This window comes from Hafnia sp. HMSC23F03, assembly GCF_001816025.1.
In the GTDB taxonomy this organism is placed as follows: domain Bacteria; phylum Pseudomonadota; class Gammaproteobacteria; order Enterobacterales; family Enterobacteriaceae; genus Hafnia; species Hafnia paralvei.
In genome coordinates this window covers 1-7,642 of the sequence record NZ_KV824248.1, presented here as the reverse complement: position 1 = coordinate 7,642, position 7,642 = coordinate 1, and the positions used below count along the sequence as shown (strand labels likewise).

9 protein-coding genes are annotated in these 7,642 nt (G+C 50.9%); 2 read left to right on the top strand and 7 right to left on the bottom strand.

Features of this window, described 5'->3' with window-relative positions; translation table 11 throughout:
- Nucleotides 1–345: 345 nt before the first annotated feature.
- Both flgK and flgL read left to right on the top strand, forming a co-directional pair.
- Nucleotides 346–2,031 (top strand): flagellar hook-associated protein FlgK, encoded by a 1,686-nt coding sequence (gene flgK / locus HMPREF3091_RS21770; protein WP_070719085.1) that lies wholly within the window; start codon nt 346–348, stop codon nt 2,029–2,031.
- A gap of 15 nt (nt 2,032–2,046) precedes the next feature.
- Nucleotides 2,047–3,027, top strand: a complete 981-nt coding sequence (gene flgL / locus HMPREF3091_RS21765) for a flagellar hook-associated protein FlgL (RefSeq protein WP_035503125.1) — start codon at nt 2,047–2,049, stop codon at nt 3,025–3,027.
- 114 nt (nt 3,028–3,141) lie between these two features.
- On the opposite strand, the gene fliR is transcribed toward flgL, so the two are convergent.
- The 7 genes from fliR to fliL are packed head-to-tail and all read right to left on the bottom strand — an operon-like array spanning nt 3,142 to nt 7,307.
- Entirely contained in the window at nt 3,142–3,927 is a 786-nt protein-coding gene (fliR, locus tag HMPREF3091_RS21760) for a flagellar biosynthetic protein FliR (RefSeq protein WP_004092151.1), read from the bottom strand.
- A gap of 8 nt (nt 3,928–3,935) precedes the next feature.
- Entirely contained in the window at nt 3,936–4,205 is a 270-nt protein-coding gene (gene fliQ / locus HMPREF3091_RS21755; RefSeq protein ID WP_008813840.1) for a flagellar biosynthesis protein FliQ, read from the bottom strand.
- A gap of 26 nt (nt 4,206–4,231) precedes the next feature.
- Entirely contained in the window at nt 4,232–4,978 is a 747-nt protein-coding gene (fliP, locus tag HMPREF3091_RS21750; protein ID WP_070719082.1) for a flagellar type III secretion system pore protein FliP, read from the bottom strand.
- On the bottom strand, nt 4,978–5,379 hold the full coding sequence (gene fliO, locus HMPREF3091_RS21745) for a flagellar biosynthetic protein FliO (RefSeq protein ID WP_070719080.1): 402 nt from the start codon (nt 5,377–5,379) through the stop codon (nt 4,978–4,980). The genes fliP and fliO overlap by 1 nt, the downstream gene beginning before the upstream one ends.
- On the bottom strand, nt 5,379–5,816 hold the full coding sequence (gene fliN, locus HMPREF3091_RS21740; protein WP_004092164.1) for a flagellar motor switch protein FliN: 438 nt from the start codon (nt 5,814–5,816) through the stop codon (nt 5,379–5,381). Before fliN ends, fliO begins: the two co-directional genes overlap by 1 nt.
- Nucleotides 5,809–6,822 carry a flagellar motor switch protein FliM gene (fliM, locus tag HMPREF3091_RS21735; RefSeq protein ID WP_004092166.1) on the bottom strand — a complete coding sequence of 338 codons (1,014 nt, stop codon included), beginning with the start codon at nt 6,820–6,822 and terminating at the stop codon, nt 5,809–5,811. Before fliM ends, fliN begins: the two co-directional genes overlap by 8 nt.
- A gap of 5 nt (nt 6,823–6,827) precedes the next feature.
- Nucleotides 6,828–7,307 carry a flagellar basal body-associated protein FliL gene (gene fliL / locus HMPREF3091_RS21730; protein ID WP_004092168.1) on the bottom strand — a complete coding sequence of 160 codons (480 nt, stop codon included), beginning with the start codon at nt 7,305–7,307 and terminating at the stop codon, nt 6,828–6,830.
- Nucleotides 7,308–7,642: the final 335 nt, after the last annotated feature.

Here is a 7,642-nt window from a genome sequence, read left to right as displayed (position 1 = left end):
CACGCGCTGGTGGTCTCTGCCCGTACGCCTTCACCGGTGTATCAATGAAGCTCGGTATCGACAGGCGGGCGGAATATTACACAATGGTGACATCGGCGAACGAAATATTTCACCGCAATCCCATAGGATAAAACCGTACCAATGAAGCACGGTATCGACAGGCGGACGTAACGATCGGCATACAAAATTTCACACCGCTGTTTGCATCACTATCGGGGTAGGAAAAATCGTTAGAGGCTATGATTTTTCCCTCAAGTTTACTTTCCTGCCGCCGATAACTGTTTCAACAACAAGAGCCTTGCCGCGTGATGACGTGAGGCTTTTTTTAAGTTTAAAGGAACCCGAATGGCTAACTTAATTAATAGCGCAATGAGTGGACTAAGCGCCGCACAGACCGCGCTGAGCGTCGCAAGTAATAACCTTAGTAATGTTTATACTCAGGGCTATAACCGCCAAACGGTGAGTTTTGCACAAAGCGGCGGAACCAGCACGCCAACCGGTTTTATTGGCAATGGGGTGAACGTCAGCGGTATTAATCGCGAATATAATTCCTTTATCGTTGGACAACTGCGTCAGGGGCAGAGTGATTACGCTTCTACCACGGCTTATTATCAACAGGTTTCGCAAATCGATAACCTGTTGGCAGATAGTAATAACAGCCTGTCAGCCAACATGCAGGATTTCTTCTCTAACCTGCAAAATTTGGTCAGCAACCCTAGCGATCCGGCCGCGCGTCAAACCGTATTAGCCAAAGCGAACGGCTTGGTGAATCAGTTTAAAACCACCGATGAATACCTGAAAAATCTAGAAAGCAACGCTAACGTCACTATCAGTAACAGCGTTGAGCAGATTAATAATTACACCAAACAAATTGCCAGCTTAAACGATCAGATTTCGCGTCTTACTGGCGCAAGTGGCGGAAGCGCGCCTAACGATTTGCTCGATCTGCGCGACCAGATGGCCACTCAGTTGAACCAGATTGCTAACGTCGAAATCACCATGCAAGACGGCGCAATGAACGTGTCTTTTGCCGGTGGGTTGTCTTTGGTACAGGGAAACGACGCTTATAAACTGGAAGCGATCCCTTCGAGCTCAAACCCGCAGCGCCTGACCATTGGCTATAACCGCGGTTCAGGTACCGCAAGCGAAGTGCCTGAAGGACGTATCACCGGCGGTAGCCTGAGCGGGATTTTACAGTTCCGTAGCGGTGCGTTGGATAACGCGCGCAATCAGCTTGGACAAATTGCGCTTTCTATGGCCGATAGCTTCAATAAGGTGCAGCAAGCGGGCATCGATTTGAATGGCGATCTGACCACCAACGAGCCATTTTTCACTATTGGTCAGCCATCATCCTTCGCTAACAGCAATAATGATAAAACCGTTAATGCCTCTATTTCGGCAAAGTATACCGATGTGAGTCAAACCAAAGCGACCGACTACCGCTTGGAATATGACAAAAACGGTAAGTGGCAGATTACCCGTCTGTCTGACAACAGTAAAATTACGGATCTGACCCCTGATGCGACCGGCAAACTTCAGTTTGATGGTTTAGAGGTGACGGTGTCTCCAGCGGCGGCCAAAAGCGATAGCTTTACGCTAAAGACCACCTCTAGCGCGGTGCAAGGTTTTGGCGTGGCGATCACCGATGCAGCGAAAATTGGCGCGGGTACCCCGGAGTATGACGCAAGCGGTAATTTAGTGCCGGATGCCAGCGGCAAAGGTGATAACACCAATGCGCAGAAAATGTTGGATTTGCAAAAAGCGCAGACCGTTGGCGGGAAATCAACCTTCAACGAAGCTTACGCGGGTCTGGTGGGTACCGTCGGTAACCAAACCAACAGCGCAAAAGTTGACAGTACGGCACAGGGCAACGTGGTGAAACAGCTGACCCAACAGCAGCAGTCAGTTTCAGGCGTTAATCTTGATGAAGAGTACGGTAATTTGATGCGTTTCCAGCAGTACTATCAGGCGAATGCTCAGGTTATTCAGACAGCGACGACGCTATTTAGCGCTCTGCTTAATATTCGATAAGAAGGATGTTATTCCATGCGTCTTAGCACCAGCATGATGTATCAACAGAATATGGGCAGCATCACGGATGCGCAGTCAGAATGGCAGCGCATCGGGCAGCAACTGTCCAGCGGAAAACGCGTCATTAATCCTTCCGACGATCCGCTTGCGGCGTCGCAACTGGTGGGATTAAAACAGGCACAGGCGCAAAACGATCAATATACCATGGCGCGCGGCTATGCACGCCAAGGTGTCTCGATGGAAGAAAGCGTGTTGCAGCAGGTGACTTCAACGCTGCAAGACATCACACCTGTGTTGGTGGATGGGGCTTCTTCAGGCAGTAAAAGCGACGATGACCGTGCATCCATTGCTAAACAGCTTGAAGGCATGCGCGATCAACTGCTGAATTTGGCAAACAGCTCTGACGGCAATGGTCGTTATGTTTTTGCCGGCTATAAAAATGATACCGCGCCGTTTGAGAAAGTGACCGATCCAGTGACGGGTAAAGTCACTGTGAGCTATAAGGGCGGCGATACCGCAGTAACACAAAAGGTGGATGCCGCACGCGATATGACCATCGGCCACACGGGTTCTGACGTATTCCAGAAGGCGTCTAGCAACCCGGTTAAAGAGCCAGACGGTTCGGTTAATAGCGATATTTTCAGTACGCTGCAAAAGGCTATTGATGCCCTGAAAACGCCGATTGCCGGTGCCTCCGATGCAGTGAAGAAGGGGGTTAGCGATGCCATTGACTCTGCTAACCGTGGGTTGCGCAACACGTTGAACAACGTTTCACAGGTTCGCGCAGAGTTAGGAACCAACCTGAAAGAGCTGGACTCATTGGATGCCGTAGGCAGCGAACGTGCGATGACCTACACCAGCCGCATCAGTAGTACGCAAGACGTTGACTGGTATCAGTCAATCTCTGATTACAGTTTGCGTCAGGTTGCGTTGCAGGCGTCGTATAAGGCGTTTACGGATATGCAGGGGATGTCCCTGTTCCAAATGAATCGTTAAGTCCCCGTCATACGTGAAACTGCATCAAGGCTAAGCTCATTGGCTGCCTTGATGCAGTTCCCATCATTTAGAGATACCGAACTCTTGCGCATTTTGATGAGCGGCCTATGCCCATCAAAGCCCCTGCATTCCGCCCATCACCTGCGTTAAACGCTCAAACACTTCGCTAAACAAATGTTCACTGAACGGGACAAGCATTGGCATCATCAGGCTAAGGCTGAACATACCTATGGTGAGCGTGAGCGGGAATCCGACCACGAAAATAGAGAGTTGGGGGGTCATGCGGTTGAGCAAACCGAGTGCGGTATTGAGTGCGAGCAACAGGGTTATCAACGGTAGCGCCAGCATTAGACCATTAACGAAAATGAGGCTTCCCGCCTGTGCCAGCATCAGAAAACCGTTGCCGTTGAGCGGCTGTTCACTGATAGGCAACGTTTGAAAGCTTTCGGCGAGCAGAGAAATCATCCATAGATGGCCGTTAAAACTCAGAAAGAGCAGCATGGTGAGCAGGTTCAGCAATCGGGCCAGAATCGGCATGTTTGGGCCGCCGGAAGGGTCAAAAAAGGTCGCAAAGGAAAGCCCCATTTGCAGTCCAATCACTTCACCGGCAAGTCGAACGGCGGCAAAAGCAAACTGCATGGTTAGGCCGAGCGCGGCACCAATCAATATTTGCTGGGTCACTAGCCATAGTCCACTGATGCTGACGACCGGCGTGGGGTTACTGCCTAAATTAGGTACCAACAAAAAGGTAATCGCCATCGCTAGGCCGACTTTGGTCTTTTTGCTGATCGCTTTTTCACTCAGCAGCGGTGCGGTGCTAATAAGCGCTAACATGCGGACGAACGGCCAGAAATATTGGCCGAGCCACAGCGCGAGTTGGGAGGTGTCAAACGAGATCATCGCGAGTTTTAGCCGATGATCGAGGGAATACTGGTGAATAGGGTGCGCATGTAGTCAAGCAGTAGGCTGAGCATCCACGGTCCAGCAATCACCATCGTGGCGAATACCGCTAAAATCTTGGGAATAAACGAAAGCGTCATTTCGTTTATTTGGGTCGCCGCCTGCAATAGGCTAATGACTAAGCCGCTAATCAATGCCGCCAACAGCAAAGGCGTGGCCAAGGCCAAGCCGACTTTCATCGCCTGATAACCGAGTGCCATTACAGATTCTGGAGTCATGATTTTTTACTCAGTGAGTGTGGCGGTTAACTATAAAAACTCTGTGCCAGCGAACCCAATAGTAGCTGCCAGCCATCTACGAGTACGAACAGCATCAGTTTAAACGGCAGTGAGATCGTGGCCGGAGGAACCATCATCATCCCTAGCGCCATTAACACGCTGGCGACAACCAAATCGATAATTAAAAACGGAATGAAGATCGTGAAACCAATTTGGAACGCGGTTTTTAGCTCGCTGGTGACATAGGCGGGGAGCAGAATGCGCATCGGTACATCTTCAGGCCCGGCCATCTGTGGCAGATTGGCTAATTTGGCATAGAGAGCCAGATCGGTTTCACGCGTTTGGCGCAGCATGAATTCGCGTAGCGGCTGTGCGCCGCGATCCATTGCCACGTCCATCGTAATTTTGTCTTGGCTAAACGGCTGATAGGCATCCTGATAAATTTTATCGAACACCGGCGACATGACAAAAAACGTGAGAAACAGCGCTAGACCCAGCATTACCTGATTCGGTGGCGCAGACGGCGTACCCAGTGCGCTGCGCAATAGCCCTAATACGATAATGATGCGGGTGAAACTCGTCATCATCAGCAGAGCGGCGGGCAAGAAGGTTAACGAAGTGAGAAAAACCAGCGTCTGTACCGGTAGCGACCAGTTTTGACCGCCGTTTGCCAGCGGCTGCGAAACGATGCCGGGGAGCTGAGCCAGCGCTAGCGGACTGGCGAGAAGCAATGCCGTCGCGCTGATTCCAAGAATGAAACGGTGAGGGCGCATTACGACTTATCTCCGCGCTTACCAAACTGTTGCTGCACCACTTGCTTGAAGATCTGGCTGAAATCCTGTTTTTTAGCCACAGGATCTGCGTCAGACGGTGGCGCGGTGAAAGTGTGCAGATGCGTGATGTTTTGGCTGGTTACGCCAAGTACCAGGCATTGATTATCCACTTCGACCACCACCACGCGCTCGCGCGCGCCGAGCGAGCAACTGGCACGCACGTTAAGCAGGTTATTACGGCTGTTCTTGGGAGAAAAACCGAGACGCTTAACCAGCCAGCCGATAATCAGGATCAGCAGCAGTATTGCGCCCAGCGTGCTGCCAACCTGAGTCAGCACGCTGCCTGCGGGCACGACCGGCGTCGCCGGTGTACTGGTGGCGGTTGAAGTGGCGGGAATCATCAGCGACTCAAACGGCGCATACGTTCAGAAGGGGTAATAATATCGGTGATGCGAACACCAAATTTATCAGCAACCACCACAACTTCGCCTTGTGCAATCAGATAGCCGTTAATCAAAATATCCAACGGTTCACCGGCTAAACCGTCCAAGGCCACCACCGAACCCTGCGACAGACGCAGTAGCTCTTTGATCGTCATTTTGGTACGGCCCAACTCCACGGTTAATTTCACCGGGATATCCAAAATTAAATCAATATCGTGCAGATTGCCGGCTAGCGGTGATGGGTTATCCAGATTCTGGAAAATCTCATCAGCAGAATTCTCCACAGCACTTTTCGCCGAAGTATTTTCAGTGGTTTGCTGTTCGTTCATCGCTTCCGCCCACAGGTCGGCGGCGTCGTCATGACCTTCGGCAGACGGCTTGTTGACGTCACTCATTGGGCTGATCCTCGCTCAGAGCATTTAAAATAGGGTTAATAAGTCGTTCTACGCGTAATGCGTATTGACCGTTTTGGCTGCCGTATTGGCAGGTTAAAACGGGCACACCATCCACGTTTGCGATAAGTTTTTCTGGCTTTTCAATGGGTAAAACATCGCCGGGCTGAAGCTTCAATACTTCAGACAGACGTAAAGGGATATCAACAAAGTTGGCGACCAGTTCAAGCTCGGAATGCTGTACCTGCTTGCTGAGAGTATCTCGCCAGTGTTGATCTTCCTGTTTGGAGTTCTCTAACGGCGGGTTCACTAGCAGCTCACGCAGTGGCTCGATCATGGAGAAGGGGATACAGATGTTAAATTCGCCGCTCAATGCACCCACTTCGATAGTGAATGGCGTGGTGACCACAATATCGTTAGGCGACGTAGTGATGTTGGTGAATTTAACCTGGATCTCAGAGCGAACGTATTCCACTTCGAGCTTATAAATCGCGCCCCATGCGTCGCGGTAAGCGTCCAACGCCAAGCGTAACATGCGCTTGATAACGCGTTGTTCGGTATGGGTAAACTCTCGGCCATCCACTTTGGTTGGAAAGCGACCATCGCCCCCAAACAGGTTATCCACCGCCATAAAGACTAAGCTTGGCGCAAAGACCATCAGCGCCGTACCGCGCAGCGGGTTAAGGTGGATAAGGTTGAGGTTGGTGGGAACCGGTAAGTTACGGGCAAACTCATGATAAGGCTGAATTTTTACCGCACCCACCGTGATATCAGGGCTACGACGTAGCAGATTGAACAACCCCATGCGGAACTGACGGGCAAAGCGCTCGTTGATAATTTCTAGCGCCTGCAACCGTTCACGCACCACGCGACGTTGCGTAGTGGGGTCATAAGGGCGAACGTCGCTCTCACTTCCCGCGAGTGGGGCTTCGCTATCAGGCTTGGCATTGTCGCTATCACCGTTAAGCAACGCGTCAATTTCGGCCTGTGACAGAATGCTATCAGACATAGTGATTACCGCAGGATAAAGGCTGTAAACAACACATCGCTGACGATCTGCTTCGGCTGACCGGGTGCGATTGGCGGCATGAGAACGGTTTTAATATCAGACATTAGCTGAGTTTTACCCTGTTCGCTGGCTAGCGTAGCGGCGTGTTGACGCGAAAGCAGCATGAGTAAACGGCTGCGCATTTCAGGCAGATAATCGTTCATGCGTTTGCGGGTAGCCTCATCGGGCAAACGCAACGTTAATCCGATGTAAAGCACACGGTCTGCATCTTCACCATCGCTGATCAGATTAACGGTGAAGGTATCCAGCGGCATAAATACCGGCATCGGTGGCGGCGTTGGCTTACTTTCAGTCAGCGATTCTTGCTGCTGATAATATTTCCAGCCATAAAAACCACCGCCAGCACCAGCAATGATAAGAATTAACAGTATCCATACCCACTTGGCACGCCGCTTAGTGTTCTTGGGGAGTGTGGTTTCAGACATAAGGGGATGATTCCTGTTACGGTGCAAAGAAGGTGCACATGAATTTTACTTGTGAGCTTTATTATCCTTGGCTTATGAGCGATCAATGGGGGGAATAGAGGGGGAAAATGGCGTTAATTGGGGGATTGTTATTGTGGCGCGGAGATTTCTCTTGTTTTTGAGGTGGCTGTGTAAGAATCCGGATGCTATTTCCGCGACGGTTTTATCCTATGGGATTGCGGTGAAATGTTTCGTGCGCCGATGTCACCGTTGTGTAATATTCCGCCCGCCAGTCCATACCGAGTTTCATTGATACACCAGAGAAGGCGTACGGGCAGAGACCACCAGCGCGTGGT

Coding starts and splice junctions, on each gene's coding strand:
- flgK (WP_070719085.1), top strand. CDS start 346: ATGGCTAACTTAATTAATAGCGCAATGAGTGGACTAAGCGCCGCACAG.
- flgL (WP_035503125.1), top strand. CDS start 2,047: ATGCGTCTTAGCACCAGCATGATGTATCAACAGAATATGGGCAGCATC.
- fliR (WP_004092151.1), bottom strand. CDS start 3,927: ATGATCTCGTTTGACACCTCCCAACTCGCGCTGTGGCTCGGCCAATAT.
- fliQ (WP_008813840.1), bottom strand. CDS start 4,205: ATGACTCCAGAATCTGTAATGGCACTCGGTTATCAGGCGATGAAAGTC.
- fliP (WP_070719082.1), bottom strand. CDS start 4,978: ATGCGCCCTCACCGTTTCATTCTTGGAATCAGCGCGACGGCATTGCTT.
- fliO (WP_070719080.1), bottom strand. CDS start 5,379: ATGATTCCCGCCACTTCAACCGCCACCAGTACACCGGCGACGCCGGTC.
- fliN (WP_004092164.1), bottom strand. CDS start 5,816: ATGAGTGACGTCAACAAGCCGTCTGCCGAAGGTCATGACGACGCCGCC.
- fliM (WP_004092166.1), bottom strand. CDS start 6,822: ATGTCTGATAGCATTCTGTCACAGGCCGAAATTGACGCGTTGCTTAAC.
- fliL (WP_004092168.1), bottom strand. CDS start 7,307: ATGTCTGAAACCACACTCCCCAAGAACACTAAGCGGCGTGCCAAGTGG.